Annotated in this window: 11 protein-coding genes; 7 read left to right on the forward strand and 4 right to left on the reverse strand. The window is 60.2% G+C overall.

Annotated elements, in window-relative coordinates:
- The first annotated feature begins 7 nt into the window (after positions 1-7).
- Complete coding sequence (locus AB7M33_RS01440; protein ID WP_454242314.1) at positions 8-634, forward strand: DUF2062 domain-containing protein; 627 nt, start codon at positions 8-10, stop codon at positions 632-634.
- Here AB7M33_RS01440 and AB7M33_RS01445 read toward each other — a convergent pair.
- The 3 genes from AB7M33_RS01445 to AB7M33_RS01455 all read right to left on the reverse strand — a co-directional run bounded on the left by AB7M33_RS01445 (position 518) and on the right by AB7M33_RS01455 (position 2,983).
- Positions 518-1,297 carry an ABC transporter permease gene (locus AB7M33_RS01445; protein WP_016500910.1) on the reverse strand — a complete coding sequence of 260 codons (780 nt, stop codon included), beginning with the start codon at positions 1,295-1,297 and terminating at the stop codon, positions 518-520. The two genes, AB7M33_RS01440 and AB7M33_RS01445, sit on opposite strands and share 117 nt — an antisense overlap.
- Complete coding sequence (locus AB7M33_RS01450; RefSeq protein ID WP_099428619.1) at positions 1,294-2,226, reverse strand: ABC transporter ATP-binding protein; 933 nt, start codon at positions 2,224-2,226, stop codon at positions 1,294-1,296. The genes AB7M33_RS01445 and AB7M33_RS01450 overlap by 4 nt, the downstream gene beginning before the upstream one ends.
- Positions 2,227-2,359: 133 nt before the next feature.
- Complete coding sequence (locus AB7M33_RS01455) at positions 2,360-2,983, reverse strand: glutathione S-transferase (protein ID WP_099453294.1); 624 nt, start codon at positions 2,981-2,983, stop codon at positions 2,360-2,362.
- Between the two features lie 284 nt (positions 2,984-3,267).
- Here AB7M33_RS01455 and AB7M33_RS01460 point away from each other — a divergent pair, with 284 nt between their 5' ends.
- The 6 genes from AB7M33_RS01460 to AB7M33_RS01485 all read left to right on the forward strand — a co-directional run bounded on the left by AB7M33_RS01460 (position 3,268) and on the right by AB7M33_RS01485 (position 11,456).
- On the forward strand, positions 3,268-5,715 hold the full coding sequence (locus AB7M33_RS01460) for an acyl-CoA dehydrogenase (protein WP_454242315.1): 2,448 nt from the start codon (positions 3,268-3,270) through the stop codon (positions 5,713-5,715).
- A gap of 83 nt (positions 5,716-5,798) precedes the next feature.
- On the forward strand, positions 5,799-6,209 hold the full coding sequence (locus AB7M33_RS01465) for a PA2817 family protein (protein ID WP_027596061.1): 411 nt from the start codon (positions 5,799-5,801) through the stop codon (positions 6,207-6,209).
- Positions 6,210-6,391: 182 nt separating this feature from the next.
- Positions 6,392-6,934 carry a fimbrial protein gene (locus tag AB7M33_RS01470; protein ID WP_454242316.1) on the forward strand — a complete coding sequence of 181 codons (543 nt, stop codon included), beginning with the start codon at positions 6,392-6,394 and terminating at the stop codon, positions 6,932-6,934.
- Positions 6,935-7,018: 84 nt separating this feature from the next.
- On the forward strand, positions 7,019-7,771 hold the full coding sequence (locus tag AB7M33_RS01475; protein WP_454242317.1) for a fimbrial biogenesis chaperone: 753 nt from the start codon (positions 7,019-7,021) through the stop codon (positions 7,769-7,771).
- 36 nt (positions 7,772-7,807) lie between these two features.
- Positions 7,808-10,303 (forward strand): fimbria/pilus outer membrane usher protein, encoded by a 2,496-nt coding sequence (locus AB7M33_RS01480; protein WP_454244192.1) that lies wholly within the window; start codon positions 7,808-7,810, stop codon positions 10,301-10,303.
- A 583-nt stretch (positions 10,304-10,886) separates the two neighbouring features.
- The gene (locus AB7M33_RS01485) at positions 10,887-11,456 is read left to right on the forward strand and encodes a fimbrial protein (protein WP_265968182.1); all 570 of its coding nucleotides are present in this window, start codon (positions 10,887-10,889) and stop codon (positions 11,454-11,456) included.
- Positions 11,457-11,509: 53 nt separating this feature from the next.
- Here the strand turns inward: AB7M33_RS01485 and AB7M33_RS01490 are convergent, their stop codons facing one another.
- Positions 11,510-15,313: an RHS repeat domain-containing protein gene (locus tag AB7M33_RS01490; protein WP_454242318.1), complete on the reverse strand. Its 3,804-nt coding sequence runs from the start codon at positions 15,311-15,313 to the stop codon at positions 11,510-11,512.
- Positions 15,314-15,346 lie beyond the last annotated feature (33 nt).

Here is a 15,346-nt window from a genome sequence, read left to right on the forward strand (position 1 = left end):
AGCCTACATGCCGCGCCGACTTTTCAAACGCTACATGCCGGATCCGACCAGCATTCGGGAACACAAGTCCTTACGCTTTTTCGGCACGTTGCTGCACGACCCGAACCTCTGGCACCTGAACCGGCACTCGGTGGCCCGGGCCATGGGCGTGGGCCTGTTCGCGGCGCTGATCCCCATCCCCATGCAGATGCTGCTGGCCGCTGCGCTGGCGATCCCGGTGCGTGGCAACCTGCCGATCGCGGTCAGCCTGGTGTGGCTGACCAACCCGCTGACCATGCCACCGGTGTTCTTCGTCACCTACATGACCGGCGCCTGGCTGCTGCAGATACCGCCGCGCACGCTGCCCGACGACCTGACCTTCGAATGGATCACCGACCAGCTGTCGACCCTGTGGCAACCCTTCCTGCTCGGCTCGGTGGTGTGTGGCGTGGTGCTGGGCATCCTCGCCTACTTCACCACCTTGCTGTACTGGCGTTGGTGGGTGGGCCGGCAGTGGCGCCGGCGCAAACTCAAAGGCTCAGGCGCGCATGCCGCGGCCGCTGACCAGCAGGCGGATGCACAGGGTGTACAGCACTGCGGTAGCCACCAACATAAAGGTGATCGCGGTCCCGATACTGATATCCGACACCCCTAGGATGCCGTAGCGGAACGAGTTGACCATGTGCAGCACCGGGTTGGCCAGTGACACGGTCTGCCAGAACGGCGGCAGCAGGTTGATCGAGTAGAACACCCCGCCCAGGTAAGTCAGCGGCGTCAGCACGAAGGTAGGGATGATCGAGATATCGTCGAAGTTGCGTGCGAATACGGCGTTGACGAAGCCCAGCAACGAGAAAATGGTGGCCGTCAGCAGCACCACGACCACCGTCACACCCAGGTGATGCACCTGCAGGTCGGTGAAGAACATCGACAGGATGGTGACGATCACCCCGACCGCCAAGCCACGCAGCACGCCACCCAGCACATACCCCACGAGAATGGTGTGCGGTGACACCGGGGACACCATCAGCTCCTCGATGGAGCGCTGGAACTTGCTGCCGAAGAAGCTCGACACCACGTTACCGTAGGAGTTGGTGATCACCGACATCATGATCAGCCCCGGCACGATGTACTGCATGTAGGTGAAGCCGCCCATGTCGCCGATCTGCCGGCCGATCAGGTTACCGAAAATGACGAAGTACAGGACCATGGTGATCGCTGGCGGCAGCAGGGTCTGCGGCCAGATGCGCAAAAAGCGCCGTACTTCGCGGTAGACGATGGTGTTGAGGGCCACCCAGTTGGTGCGCAGTTCCACACTCATACGGCCACCTTCGACAGGTTTTTTTCCACCAGGGACACGAACAGCTCCTCAAGTCGATTGGTCTTGTTTCGCAGGCTTTGCACCTCGATGTTCTGCAGCGCCAGCTGGCCGAACAGCGCGGTGATGCCGATGTCTTTGTCCACCTGCACTTCCAGGGTGTGCGGGGTCAGCAGCCGGCACGGGTAGCCTTGCAGCACAGGCGCCGAGGCCAGGTCCTGCTTGATGTCGAGGACGAAGGTTTCGACATGCAGCTTGCCCAGCAGCTGGCGCATGCTGGTGTTCTCGACGATGGTGCCGTGGTCGATGATGCCGATGTTGCGGCACAGCTGCTCGGCCTCTTCGAGGTAGTGCGTGGTCAGGATGATGGTGATGCCCTTCTGGTTGAGCTCGGTGAGGAAGCTCCACATCGAACGGCGCAGCTCGATGTCCACACCCGCGGTGGGCTCGTCGAGGATCAGCAGGCGCGGTTCGTGGATCAAGGCACGGGCGATCATCAGGCGGCGCTTCATGCCACCCGACAACGAGCGGGAAGGCACGTCACGCTTGTCCCACAGCCCCAGCTGGGTCAGGTACTGCTCGGCGCGCTCCTTGGCAAGCTTTGGCGGGATGCCGTAGTAGCCTGCCTGGGTGACGACGATGTCGAAGACCTTCTCGAACTGGTTGAAGTTGAACTCTTGCGGCACCACGCCCAGGCAGCGCTTGAGCGCCGAAGGCTCGCGGTCCAGGTCGTGGCCGAATACGTTCACCGTGCCGCTGGTCTTGTTGACCAGGGTCGAAAGAATACCGATGGTGGTGGATTTGCCGGCGCCGTTGGGGCCGAGCAAGGCGAAGAAGTCGCCTTCGGCAACGTCCAGGTCGATGCCCTTGAGGGCCTGGAAGCCATTACCGTAGGTCTTGGTCAGCTGTCGAATGGACAGGGCGGAACTCATAGCGGGCCATTTACCGAAAAAAAAGGTTCAGGACACGCCAGGCAAAGTCACTGGCGCAGTGAGTGCGGCCATGGTGCAAGGCCCGGCCACACAAGTACAGTCACATGTATTGATAATGACTATCGAGGCAGGTTCAGGTCAGCGCGGTCATCACCGCCGCCTGGTAGGCCGGGCGCTGCTTCAGGCGCGCGTACCAGGCCTCCAGGTGGTACATGGCCGGGCGTTCGATGGGCATTTCGAACCAGGCGTAGATGAAGCTACCCAGTGGGATGTCGCCCATGCCGATCTGGTCACCGGACAGGTACGGCTGCTGGGCCAGGGTTTCGTCGGCGATGGCCAGCAATTGCGCGCACTGCTTGTGCGCGGCGTTGATCGCGACCCAGTCGCGCTGGTCTTCCGGCGTGCGCAGCAGGCCCCAGAACAGCGGGCGGAAGGGGGTGGCGAAGGACGAGGTGGTCCAGTCCATCCACTTGTCGGCCAAGGCGCGCTGGCGCGGGTCTTCCAGGTACCAGCCCTGCTCGGCGCCGTACTCGGCGCACAGGTAGCGAACGATGGTGTTGGACTCCCACAGCGTCAGGTCGCCGTCTTCGAGCATCGGCACCAGGCCGTTGGGGTTGCGGGCGCGGTAATGCGGCTCGTTGACCACGCCGAAGGCGCCGCCGGCGTCGATGGATTCGAAATCAAGGCCCAGCTCGTGGGCGATCCACAGCGCCTTGCGCACATTGCTCGAATTCTTGCGGCCCCAGATCTTCAGCATGGCAACGTCCTTATGGAATGCAGAGGTGGTCCAGTCTACTCCAGAGTCTTATTGCCTGTACTGGCCTCTTCGCGGGCAAGCCCGCTCCCACAGGATGGCCCCCCAATCTTCAAGCCACCGTAATCCTGTGGGAGCGGGCTTGCCCGCGAAAGGGCCGGCACAGGCGAACAATGATCTGAAACTCCCACCGCCACACCCTGTCACTGTTCTGAACAGGCCGTTCACAGCGTTGCGTCTAAGCTGTCTGGGACGGCTCAAGCCCTTGGTTCCAAGGAGGACCGATTATGTTGCTGTTGTGGTTGGTGGTACTGGTGATCGGCGCGGCATACCTCACGCACCGGCGCCTGGCGCCCTTGCAGATACTGGGCATCATGGCAGCCTACGTGCTGCTGATGGGTATTTTCAGCAGCGCACCCGGCTGGCTGCTGGCCCTGCTGTGGGTCGTGCTGGCCGTGAAAATCGCCTTGGTGGCCCTGCCGGAATGGCGGCGCAAGGTGTTCACCGGCCCAGTGTTCAAGTGGTTCCAGCGTACCCTGCCGCCCATGTCGCAGACCGAGCGCGAAGCCATCGACGCCGGCACCGTCTGGTGGGATGGCGAACTGTTCAGCGGCCGCCCCGACTGGCGCACCTTGCTGGCCTACCCGGCACCGAAACTGACTGAAGAAGAACAGGCCTTCATCGACGGCCCCACTGAAGAACTGTGCGCCATGGTCAGCGACTGGCAGATCGGCCAGGACATGGACCTGCCCCCTGAAGCCTGGGCGCACATCAAAGCGCAGGGCTTCTTCGCCCTGATCATCCCCAAGGAATACGGCGGCAAGGGCTTCTCGGCCTACGCCCACTCGCAGGTTGCAATGAAACTGGCCACCCGCAGCGGCGACCTGGCCTCGACAGTGATGGTGCCCAACTCGCTCGGCCCGGCCGAACTGCTGCTGCACTACGGCACCGATGAACAACGCAGCCACTACCTGCCGCGCCTGGCACGCGGCGACGAGATCCCCTGCTTCGCCCTGACCGGCCCACTGGCGGGCTCAGATGCCGGCGCCATGCCGGATACCGGCATCATCTGCAAAGGCCATTGGCAAGGCGAAGAAGTCATCGGGCTGCGCCTGAACTGGGAAAAACGCTATATCACCCTCGGCCCGGTCGCCACCCTGCTCGGCCTGGCGTTCAAGGCCTACGACCCGGAGCACTTGCTGGGCGACGAAGAGGACTTGGGCATCAGCCTGGCGCTGATTCCTACCGACACCCCGGGCGTGGAGATCGGCAAGCGCCACCTGCCGCTCGGCGCCGCCTTCATGAACGGCCCCAACAGCGGCAAGGACGTGTTCGTCCCGCTAGACATGCTGATCGGCGGCCAGGCCATGCTCGGCAAGGGCTGGATGATGCTGATGAACTGCCTGTCGGTGGGCCGCTCCATCTCGCTGCCAGCAGTGGGCACTGGTGCCGCCAAGTACACCAGCCTGGTGACGGGCCAGTACGCCAATATCCGCGAGCAATTCAACGTACCGCTGGCAGCCTTCGAAGGCATCCAGGAGTCCTTGGCGCGCATTGGCGGCAATGCCTGGCTGATGGACAGCGCCCGATTGCTGACCGCCAAAGCAGTCGACCTGGGCGAAAAACCTTCGGTGCTGTCGGCGATCCTCAAATATCACCTGACCGAGCGCGGCCGCGAATGCATCCAGCACGCCATGGACGTGCACGGCGGCAAGGGCATCATCATGGGCCCGAACAACTACCTGGGGCGCAATTGGCAGGGTGCGCCGATCTTCATCACCGTCGAGGGGGCCAACATCCTCTCGCGCAACCTGATGATCTTTGGCCAAGGCGCCATTCGCTGTCACCCGTTCGTGCTCAAGGAGATGGCGCTGGCCGGCCGCGAAGACCGTGAGCAGGCGCTGGTCGAGTTCGATGAGCTGCTAATGAAGCACATCATGTTCGCTGCCGGCAACGCCGCCAGCACCATCGTGCTCGGCCTGGGGCTGGGGCGCCTCGAACGGGTGCCAGGCGATGCCTTGAGCCAGGGCTATTTCCGTGCCTTGAATCGCCAGGCTGCAGCTTTTGCTCTGCTGGCAGATTTGTCGATGATGCTGCTGGGCGGTGCACTCAAGCGCCGCGAGCGCCTGAGCGCTCGCCTGGGTGACGTGCTGAGCTACCTGTATCTGTCCAGCGCGGCACTCAAGCGGTATCACGACCTCGGCTCGCCGGAGCACATGCAACCTCTTCTGCGCTGGGCTATGGAAGAGAGCCTGGGCAAGGCCGAGCAGGCGCTCGACCGGCTTCTCGACAACTTCCCCAACCGCTTCGTCGGCTGCGCCCTGCGCGTGCTGGTCTTCCCCTTCGGCCGCAGCCACACCGGCCCCAGCGATGAACTGGACGCCGAAGTGGCGGAACTGATTGGCCGGCAGCAGGGTGACCCGGCGCTGGAAGAACTGCTGGCTGGGTGTTATCGACCACTGGCTGAGGGTGATCCGGTCGCTGCGCTGCAGCGTGCGAGCGACTTGCTGGATGACGCCGCACCTTTGCACAAGGCACTGCATCAGGCCCTGAAGGAAGGCAGGGTAAAACCGGCCGCAGGGCAATCGGCTATTGATGCTGCTGTCGAGGCTGGCGCACTGCAGCCTGCTGAGGCACAGCGCCTTCATGCCGCCGAACAGGCTCGGCGCGCAGTGATCGATGTCGATGCTTTCGATAAGGAGCAGCTGGGGCCTACACCTGGCAAGGTACGTTGAACGGTCGCGCAAAAGGGGCCGCACAGCGGTCCCTGCCAGCGTATACTCCGGCCCCGTTTTTCAGACACACCGAGGACCCTTCCATGGCCAACCCGCACCTGGAGTATCACCTGCAACTGCTGCAACACCTGCGCACCATCCTGGCTGCCCTCGGTGAAGCCGAGCAGGTGCCGGAAGAAAGCCACGCCCTATTCCTCGAGCGTTTCGACGAACTGCTCACCCTGCTGCCCCAGAACCCGCTGGAAAGCCAGTACCTCGGCCAGGACCTGCTCTGCCAAGTGATCCAGCGTTATCCGCAAATTGCTCACCTCGTGCCACGCGATTTGTTGTGGTTCTTTGGTGGTGATTGCCTGCACTTCATGCCCGATGATGAACTCGACCTCTACCAGCAACTGGAAGAGCGCCGCCATGAAGCTGAGCAAGAGGGTGAGCCATTCGACTGGCACTTGGAAAAGCAACTACTGAGTCAAACTGACAAAGGCAGTACGCACTAAGCTATACCCCCTCCCCAGCGCCTTGCTTTGCATCAAGGCGCTCCCTTAAAAATCCCACAATCAATTAGCTTATTCCTACATCCTGCAAAACTCATGGCCGTTAGTATTTGCGTCGAGGCGTTACAGGCACGCTTCGTGCAATTTCCTCACCCTCACTAACCCCTTCAACCATGAGCCACAGTATGAAACGCAAACTAATCGCACTCCCCCTAGGCCTCTTTGCCAGCTTGATGGGCAGCTCCGCCTTCGCCACTTCCGTTTTCTTCGAAGGCAGCATCACTGCTGAAACATGCCCGATCGAAATTGTTAACCCAGGCGATGGTAGCGTGGACAATCGGGTTGCAATGGGTGACGTCCCGCTGGGCAGGTTCGGTGGCGCCGCCGGCACCGAAGTACGTGGTGCCACTTTTGCCGTCCGCGTACCGGATAAAGGTAGCTGCGGCGTTACCGAAAACAATGCGAATGTCACCTTCAACGGTGACGCGGACGGCAGCGGAAGCTACTTCAAGGTCAACCCTGTGAGCGGCGCCGCCACGGGTGTCTCGATCGTGATCCGCGACAGCAGCAAGGCATCGGTCGCGCCTGGCGGAACGTCGGTTGACTATGCACTCAACGCCAATGGGCCCACCGACCTGAAGTTTGATGCCTACTACCGCTCCACCGCCGCTACGGTAACCGCAGGCCCAGCATCGGCTCACGTCCGCTATTCGGTTGCTTATAAGTAAGCAACGCGTGTCACCCGGTGCCTTGCGCACCTCGCTAAACCATCCAGGCGTTGATGATACGCCTGGGTGCAATGGGTAACCGTTATGATCAATCCACTCAGATTCACGGCTGGCTTACGTTTTGCCGCTTGTATTTCCCTGGCCATAAGCATGCTCGCCGCCCCTGCCATCAGCCAGGCCGCTTTGACATTGAATAATACCCGCATTGTTTTCAATGGCGATAAGCGAAGCACGTCCGTCATCGTGAAAAACCCGTCCAAGAGTACGTATGCGGTACAAACCTGGATCAATACCGTCGCGGACGACACCACCACGGCTGTTCCGTTTGCCATCTCCCCCATCTTATTCAAACTCAACGCGGCCAACGAACAACTTATTCAAATAAGTGGTTTACCCCACACATTACCGAATGACCGCGAGTCACTGTTTTTTTTCAATTTGCAAGAAATCCCCCAAGCCAGCACCGAGCCCGGCAACCAACTCAATATCGCCCTGCGCACGCGAATCAAACTGTTCTATCGGCCGCCAGCGCTTAAGGGCACGCCCGCGGGCCAGTTGAAGTCTCTGATGTTCTCGCTGAGCGAGAAAAATGGCACCCACTCTTTGCTGGTTCGCAACCCATCGCCGTTTCACATCACCTTCGTTCGACTCGAGGTCAGCGGCCAGGGGCAGCAGCACACCTTGAACAACACCGACATGCTGGAACCCTTCGCCGAGCATGCCTACCCGCTCACGGGAATCAAGCCAGCTCCAGGCTTGCAGGCACAGTTTTCCGTCATCAATGACTATGGCGGTTACACCGAACCTCTGACGCTGCCGATCCACCTGCCTAACTAGAGCCAGCCACCACGCAAGTCGCAAGGAATCGTCATGATGTTCCTCCCCTTATCACGCTGGCGTGCGTCACGCCATCAGCGCGGCGCATTGCTGTGCCTGCTAGGTAGCTCGGCATTGATACTGGTGCCCACTGTTAAAGCGGAGACCGGCTTCCAGAGCGGCTTTCTTCGCCAGGTGCCGGGCCAGTCCGAAGACGTAGGCGCCTGGTCATTGGGCATGTTGACCCGCGACCAGGACCTTGCACCAGGCCTCTACCGGGTGAGCGTGCACGTCAACCTTGAACCACAGGGCGAGCACGAACTGGATTTCCAGCCTACCGCCGAGGGTGAGCTGCAACCTTGCCTGCCCGCCAAGTTGCTGGGTGAATGGGGTTTGCGACTTGATGCACTGGCCAACATCGAGGATCAGCATCGCGCCTGCCTGGATCTGAAGGCTGTTGTCCCCGGCGCGCAAATCGACTTCAGGGCCAGCGAATTGCGGGTGGCCATTTCGATTCCGCAAATCGCCATGCGCCGAGACGCCAGCGGCCAGGTCGACCCCACGCGCTGGGACAGCGGTATCAACGCTGCCTTCGTCAGCTATCAAGCCTCCACCCTACAAGGCCGCAGCCGTTACACGGGCAATTACAGCAGTGACGACCTGCACTTGAACAGCGGCGTCAACCTTGGCGAATGGCGCTTGCGCAGCACTCAGTCCTGGCGTCAGGACCAACAGGGTAACCGTGAATGGACCAGGGCCCAGACTTACGCGCAACGCGATATCCCTGGGACCCGCGCCAACCTAACAGTCGGGGAAACATTCACCGACAGCGATATATTCCGCGGCATTCCCATCTCTGGCATACGCGTGGCATCGGACATGAGCATGCTCGGCGACAGTCAACGGGGCTATGCCCCTGTCATCCGTGGTGTCGCGCAGAGCCGAGCGAAGCTTGAGGTCTGGCAGAACGGCTATTCAATTTATTCCACGTATGTCAGCGCTGGCCCTTACGCCATTGACGACCTCAGTACTTCGGGCAGCGGCGAACTGGAAATTGTTCTGACCGAGTCAGATGGCCAGGTCCGGCGCTTCATTCAGCCCTTTTCGACCATCAGCAACCTGCTGAGGCCGGGTGTCTGGCGTTACAGTGCGACGGTTGGGCGCTATAACCCTTCCAGTGATGTAGACACCCCTTTGCTCTGGCAAGGCACCTTGGCCATGGGCAGCCACTGGAACACGACGCTCTACGGCGGGTTGATGGCCAGCGACTACTACCGGGCGGGCAGCCTGGGCATCAGTAAGGATCTGGGTAGCCTGGGTGCCTTGGCTTTCGATTTGACGCAGTCGTTCAGCGACGTAGACACCCCACATGAGCGTGACGTACAGGGTACGAGTTATGCCCTGAAATACGGTAAAGCCTTCACCAGCCAGACCAATCTGCGATTTGCAGGCTACCGTTATTCGACTGAGGGTTACCGCGACTTCGATGAAGCCGTGCGCCAGCGCAGCCAGGCATCAGGGTATACCGGCAGCAGCCGCAGCCGCCTGGAGGCATCGGTCCACCAGAGCATGGGCAAGAACAGCTCGCTCACCCTTACCCTGTCTCAGCAGGATTACTGGCAGCGCAGCGATACCCAGCGCCAATACCAGTTCAACTTCAGCACGCATCACCGCGGCGTAAACTACAACCTGTTTGCCTCTCAGTCGTTGACCGACCGATATGGTAGCGATCGTCAATTCGGCTTGAGCGTATCGTTGCCGTTGCAGTTCGGGCACCGCGCCAATGCCACCTTCGATATGCAACACAATGCCCGGGGCCTTAGCAAACGCGCCTCCCTCGGTGGCGGCATCGCCGAGCGAGCGCTGAGCTACAGCGCCAGCCTGAGCGAGGACGAAAGCAATCGCCGAACTGCGGCACTGTCGCTTGGCTATCAGGCCCCCTATGCAACGTTGGCGGGTGGTTTTACCGAAGCTGAGGACTATCGCAATCTGTCGTTGAACGCCAGTGGGGCCGTGCTGCTGCACGCCGACGGCGTCGAGTTCGGACCCTACCTGGGAGATACCGCGGCCCTGATCGAAGTGCCGGGTGTGGCCGATGTGGGCCTGCACAACGTACCCGGCACGCGCACCAACGCGCGTGGGTATGCACTGCTGCCTTACCTGCAACCCTACAGGACCAACGCGGTTGTACTGGATATCGACCGGCTGGGGCCTGACGTGGAGATCGAAAACGGCGCAGCACAGGTGGTCCCCCGCCGAGGCGCGATCGTGAAAAGCCGCTTCGAAGCACGCCATGTCTCGCGGATGGTCCTGACCCTGCACGACGCCAGTGGCCAGCCACTGCCTTTCGGGGCCCAGGTAAAAGACCAGCAAGGCGAACTGCTTGGCATGGTAGGCCAAGCCGGCCAAGTAATGCTCACGCATCAGGCCTCCGATCGCCCGTTGCAGGTGAGCTGGGGCGACCGGCCGGACGACAGCTGCCAGCTGGCCATCGACTCAGAAGCCACGCCGGCCGTTGACGGCTATCGCCTGCAAACCCTGCCCTGTATTTAGCGACCAAGCTCGCAGCGCGGCCCTCGCATTCTGCCGCGCTGGGAGCTCCAGGACATCTATGAAAAACATCAAAACAACCTTGCGCCTGGCATTGCTGGCCGCAATGACATGGCCGGCGGCCGAGGCCATGGCCAACTTGGACACCCGCTGCGAATTCGGGCCGATCAAGAGCAACTTGCTCAAGGTATTCGTCCGCGACATGGGTACGTTGTACGTTCCACGGGACGCGCGGGTCGGCACGCTTATCGGCCCCGCTGACTCCTACGAGCAAACAAGCGACCAGAATAATTTGAGCTTGAGGTGTTTCAGCTACGGTGTGCGAATGAACTTCGACATGAAAGCAGCCCGCGGCGTCCACCCTCCAATGGCTCCCATTGATGGCCAGACTATGGACGGTCACGTTCTCAGGACAAACATTTCTGGTTTGGGTGCAATCGTAAAGGTACGGCGCCCCTTTCAGGGAGGCACCGATCAGTGGATCCCGATTGGCAGCAACCCACCGCGGGTCCCTTTCGCGGCCTATTACGATACAACGCTGCTAGGTGGCGCTGCGCTGCTCAGCTTTGCTCATGAGGTTACCTTGGTGAAGACCGGCGACCTGGCCCCTGGCGTCCACCAGCTGGATGGCCAACTGATTACCGGCCACCTCGACTTCCAAGGTATGGGCCAGGTCATGGAGTACACCCTCAGGGCAACGATCATTCAGAGCCAATGCGAGGTCCTCAGCGACGCGGTCAGCGCCAACCCGGTGAAGCTCGGTAAATGGAGCACCAGCGACTTCACCGGCCCCGGGTTCACCACCACCGCTACGCCGTTCCAGATCCGCCTGAGCAGTTGCCAGGTCGACCCCGACCCGAACAACGAAACCCTTGCGACCATCGAACTTGAAGGGCGAGATGGCTCACAACCCATTGGGCCTGTGGGTGAGCATGTGTTCAGCCTGACCAGCGATTCCGACGCCCGAGGGATGGGAATCCAGATGCTTCACAACGGCCAGCCGATGCCATTGAATACCGAGATTGGGCTGAGGTCGGTGCAAGATGGCACCGTGCCTTTGAACTTCGAGGCGCGCTTCTACCAAACAGAACCCAGCAGCAACCTGCGTGCTGGCTTGGCCAAGGGCGCATTGAACTTCACCATCCGCTACCGCTAGCGGGTAAAAAGGCCGGCCCCTCTGGCCGGCCTGGTTTCACCTGGTTAATCCGGCTAAGCCTGTGTGGTACCCGACAGGATGTTTTCAGGGTCGTAGTGGTAACGACAGGCCTCGCCCTGCTGGGTTTCGACACTGATCAGGCGGTTGAGCTCGTCGTACACCAGCACGCGTGCCTGCTCATCGCTGATCAGGTTGCCATTGGCGTCATAATACAAGTCGATAGCGGGCGGGGCCGGCGGAACGATCCTGCTCAATTGCGCCGGGTCGACATTCTTGAACTCGTACAGTGTCCGCTGCGGTGTTCCCCCTGGGCTCTTGGTAATGACCGAGGTGATGTTGTCCAAGCCATCGAAACCGAACGTCTGCCATTCGATGCGATTGCCGGAAGGATCGACCGGCGCCTCAGGGCCGGTGCAGTCATAACGCTGCAGCCGACCACGCCGGTCGTACGCGTATTTTTCATGGCGCAACAGCTTGGCATCCTCTTCGTCTGCATCCTTGGGGCGCTCTTTGAGTATCCGGTGCGTCAGGCAATCGAACTCGTCATACCCCTGCTCCAGCGTTTGCAGAATGTCGCCAAAGTCGAAGGTGCGCAGCGTTTCCCGGTCGAACTCGTCGTATTCAAGCCGTGTGGTCAATTGCTGACCGGTAGTGACATCCTGGGTGGTGGTACTTTCCATACGCCCAAGATCGTCATAGGTGAACCATGCCGACAAGAGTATCTGATCAGCCAGCGGATTGCGGCGCACTCGGTAATGGGAAGGGGTGGGCACAGGTTTACTCAGCGTGGTGCTTTCCAGGCGCCCAAAATCGTCGTATTCATAGACCTGGTTCTGGCCCTGCACGTCCAGATAAGCGCGCATCCGCCGACGGTAGCTGTAGTCATAGGTCATGCTGAAGGTTTCACCCTCCAGAATACGCGTTTCGGTCTTGACCTCGCCGTTACTGAGGAAATAAGTGCGGTCCATGCTGTGCCCGGGGTTTCTGGCGTCCCCTGGTTCTTCACAATGGGTCAGCTTGGCATTCTTGGGATCGTATTCGTAAGAAGCGGGCTTTCCGCTGAGCACACGCGTTGTGGGCTCCTCGCCCAGTACGGGGACGTAGGTGTATTCGATCTTCCTGCCATCTGGGGCCGTCACCCAGCGCGGCTGCCGTTCACCCGGGTCGTACTCGAAGGTTTGCAGGCGCCCACCGGTCGTGGCGCTGATACGCCGCTCCAGGCCATCGAACGCCTGCTCGCCCAATAACTTGGCGTTCGCTTCAGTAGTGCCCACCTTGATGCTGACTGGCAGGTCGTTGCGGCTGTGCTTGGCATACGTGCGATAAACCCGATTATTACGGTCTGCCAATGTGTGGACGAGCAAACGGTCAAAGGCGTCATATACATACTCGTCGATCCGTTGGCCGGTGCCGCTGCCCTTGGCCTCCTTGCTGAGCCGTCCAAGCCCGTCGTAGCCATTGACCTGCAGACTGATGCTCGTCGTACCATCAAGGGCAAAACGCTCGATTTTCGCTGGCTTTTCAAAGAGGTTGTGCCATGTCTGCGTGATACCGCTGAGCCGTATTCCATCACGTTCACGCCAGTTGTGCTGAACCGGGCCATCAGGGCTCTGCACCTGGCTGACTTCCTCGACCTCCGTCACCCCATCGGGGCCAGTGACGGACCGCTGCTGGCCCCAGTCGTCGTAGGCGTAAGTGCTGGCCAACTCCAACAGTTGGTCACCCAACCAGTCGATTTCGGTTTCCTCGCTCAACTGGCCCAGATGATCGTACTTCGCACGGTAGATCGGCCTCGAGCCCCCCGCGAACGTCTTGCTGTCATGGTCTTCACGTGTTTCTAGAATTGCCCGGCTGAGCCCGTCGAAGTACGTGCTGGTCCCGACCCCCTTGACGTCGTACGCCCATTGCTGAGCCTGTTCATTGTCGTAAGCGCACAGGTGGTACTTGTACTGCCGGTACGCCTCGAAGCCCGTCTCCGGTGCAACGATCTCACGCGTTACTCTACGCAGCGCGTCAAATTCGTAACGAATCTCGACGTCGTTGTCGTCACGGTTGAGCACCGTCTCACCGGTCTGGAGGTCGTGCTCCAGGGTGATGACCTTGGTTTGCCCATCGAAACCCTCGAGCGTCTCGGTGGTCTGCAACACGGCCTTCGCTACGGGTGTACTGTAGGCGTAACGGGTGATCGTATCGTAAGCCTCGGACCCGTGGTAACTCACGGTTCTGGTACTGACTCGTCCGTACTGGTAAGTGGGTGCGGTTAACGCGTCATAGTATTCGAAACTGATTTTTTCGATGAAATCATCAGGCTTGCCGCCCGCCTCGAAAATGCTCTCACTTTCCACCAGCCACCAGGGTTGCGTCAGATAGCTGCCCCGCGGCGCCAGCGGCTTATATGCATAGAGCTGGGTCAGGGTGGGCGCGGCCCCTTGCCCATTGGGGGCGGGCCGTACGGTTCGGGATTTCAAATGGCGCACGAAACCGTGTGGCTTACCTTCCTCCTCGGCGCTGTACCAGACATTGGTTTCAAGCACCTGGTTGGGTTCCAGGCGGGTCAGCACATTTCCCTGATTATCGTAGCTGGTGACCTGCTTTTCCAACCGCTGTCTTACCACTGGATCCTTGCCGGGCTCTTTGAAGGGCCCGGTCCAACGGCTGATTACCTCGATCGGAAGCTGGAAGGCAGGCGGCTGCTGGTCGAAAGAGCCGTCAGTTTCACCGTAGGTAGTGATGACATCCAGGGTATTCTCACCTTGAGAGGTCTGTTGGGCCACCAGCAAGTGAAAACGATTGAACGTGCGCGTGATCGTTCGATCGTTATTCGACCCTTGTATCTCGCGCGTCTGGTAGGAATATTCCTTCCCCACCTTGTAGAGATTATCCAGCCCTTCGTCATCCCAGGGAATCGTACTGCCGCCCCCGACGAAATTGTTCACGCCAGGGTATTCATACTTCACCACCATCGTCGGCTGTTCGAAACGCGGCGAGGTTTCATGGCGGGTTACCCGGGGCAGATTGGCACGCCGCGCGCTGGGTGGAAATTCATGCCCCGAGTCCTCGTAAAAGATGCTCTCGCGCCCCCCGTACGGGGTCTTGACCTCGTTCAAGCACAAGAAACCGCGCACGTCACGATAGGTAAAACGCCAACGAGCCTGGTTGGGGGTGGGCAGGATGATCTCACTGACTCGGTTATCACTTTGGCTCAGGGTCATCACGTAACGAGCAAGCGGGCCGCCACCATCGCCACCATAGGGGTAACAGAGAATATCGACCCGGCTGTTGCCTTGCCGCTCGAGGCTGAGGATTTCCTCAGTGCCGTCGGTAACAGTGCGCAAGCGCATATGGTTAGCCAGCGTCGGCTCGTATTTCAGGTAGAGCACAGGCCCAAGGGGCGAATGCAACTCGATGGGCAGAGAGACCTGTGCCTGCTGAGGGCCCATGGTCTCCAGCACTTCGACCAGGCCAGAACGGTGTTCAACGCGGTAACGCTTGGCCCCATTCTGGCCTGGTGGTTCATGGTAGAGGTCGAACTGCCTGAGTTTCTGCTCTCTCATTTCAAGAGGGTCGTCGTCCGTGGACTCACCGGTAATCTTGTACGTTTCGCCGCTGCGCAACGTCACTATATTGTTGCGCACTTGGGTAAGTTGCAGGTTCCAGCCCTTGCCAAAGCCCGAGTCTTCAACGTTCAAGGGGCTGTAGAACAAACCCAGGTTGAAGTCCGGACCCTGCAGGTCGTTACCTTTCAACTCGGGCAGCTTGATGGACACCGTGTATTGGCCTGTGCGCGAGTCGACACCCGACTCGATGTAAGAGGAAAAATTAAAAGCATTGGAATGAACGGAAGTTGATGCACTCATTTAAGTAGCTCCAAACCATAATCAAATTCCTTC

Source organism: Pseudomonas sp. Y3 TE3536, from assembly GCF_053629175.1.

Coding starts and splice junctions, on each gene's coding strand:
- AB7M33_RS01470 (WP_454242316.1), top strand. CDS start 6,392: ATGAAACGCAAACTAATCGCACTCCCCCTAGGCCTCTTTGCCAGCTTG.
- AB7M33_RS01455 (WP_099453294.1), bottom strand. CDS start 2,983: ATGCTGAAGATCTGGGGCCGCAAGAATTCGAGCAATGTGCGCAAGGCG.
- AB7M33_RS01490 (WP_454242318.1), bottom strand. CDS start 15,313: ATGAGTGCATCAACTTCCGTTCATTCCAATGCTTTTAATTTTTCCTCT.
- AB7M33_RS01475 (WP_454242317.1), top strand. CDS start 7,019: ATGATCAATCCACTCAGATTCACGGCTGGCTTACGTTTTGCCGCTTGT.
- AB7M33_RS01480 (WP_454244192.1), top strand. CDS start 7,808: ATGTTCCTCCCCTTATCACGCTGGCGTGCGTCACGCCATCAGCGCGGC.
- AB7M33_RS01465 (WP_027596061.1), top strand. CDS start 5,799: ATGGCCAACCCGCACCTGGAGTATCACCTGCAACTGCTGCAACACCTG.
- AB7M33_RS01460 (WP_454242315.1), top strand. CDS start 3,268: ATGTTGCTGTTGTGGTTGGTGGTACTGGTGATCGGCGCGGCATACCTC.
- AB7M33_RS01445 (WP_016500910.1), bottom strand. CDS start 1,297: ATGAGTGTGGAACTGCGCACCAACTGGGTGGCCCTCAACACCATCGTC.
- AB7M33_RS01440 (WP_454242314.1), top strand. CDS start 8: ATGCCGCGCCGACTTTTCAAACGCTACATGCCGGATCCGACCAGCATT.
- AB7M33_RS01450 (WP_099428619.1), bottom strand. CDS start 2,226: ATGAGTTCCGCCCTGTCCATTCGACAGCTGACCAAGACCTACGGTAAT.